The 1088-nt window shown below is 70.9% G+C and carries 1 protein-coding gene; it reads right to left on the bottom strand.

The features are described from left to right. A partial coding sequence (locus AC1D15_RS33735; RefSeq protein WP_477829492.1) for a condensation domain-containing protein occupies nt 1–1088 on the bottom strand: 1088 nt, incomplete at both ends.

Raw genomic sequence — 1088 nt, 5'->3', positions numbered from 1 at the left:
TCGGAGATGTCCTCGCGGCCATGGCCTTCGAGGTCGATGCGGATGCGCGCGCGGCCGCTCCAGCCGCACAGCGCACGGCCCAACGCCGTCAGCAGCAGGTCGTTGACCTGGGTGCGGTACGCCGCGGGGGCGTGCTTCAACAAGGCCTCGGTCTGCGAGGCATCGAGGCGCAGTTCGGTCGTGACCTGCTGTCCGGCGAGGTTGCTGCCGTCGGGCCGCGCGATCGGCAGCCCGAATGCCAATCCGGGGTCTTCATCGAACGCCGCGTCCCGGATTGGCATCCGGGCTGCGAGGGCCTCGCTCCACGCCTGGTAGCTGCTGGTCTTCGGCGGCAACTCCACGGCCTGACCCGCCACGCACTGCGCATACGCCCGCTGCAGGTCTTCGAGCAGGATGCGCCACGACACCCCATCCACCACCAGGTGATGCACCGCCAGCATCAGCCGCCAACTGCCGTCGGCTACCTCGATCGCGAGGCCGCGCAGCAACGGGCCGCGCGAGATGTCGAGGCTGCGCTGCACCTCGTCGCACAAGGCCTCGATCTGCTGCGCGTCTGCCGCCCGCCGCATCCACAGCAACTCGCGCTGCAGGCTCTCGTCGAGCGCCGCATAGCCCTGGTGCCACGCGCCCGCCGCATCCTGCGTGAAACGCAGCCGCAGGCTGTCGTGATGCCGCACCAGCGCCGCGAGGGCCTGCGCGAGCGCGCCGGGCTGCAGCGGCTCGCGGCTGTGCAGCAGCAGCGACTGGTTCCAGTGGTGGCGGTTTTTCATCGGCAGCGCGAAGAACTCATGCTGGATCGGCAGCAGCGGTACCTCGCCCACGGGTTCCTTCGCCGTACGCGCCGCGCGCAAAGTCTCGGCCTGCGCGAGCGGCGCCAGCAGCGCCGGCGTCTGCCGCTCGAACACCTGGCGCGGCGTCAGCGTCCAGCCCCGTGCGCGCAGCCGCGCGACGATCTGCAGGCTCAGGATCGAATCGCCGCCCAGGTCGAAGAAGTTGTCATGGCGGCCGACCCGCGGCACGCCCAGCAGCTCGGACCACAGCGTCGCGAGCACCTGCTCGACCTCGCCCTGCGGTGCCTCGTAGCGGTC

This window comes from Rhizobacter sp. P2_H2, from assembly GCF_056403375.1.
Note: the sequence above shows the minus strand (reverse complement) of the source record. Positions and strands in the feature narration are given on the sequence as shown.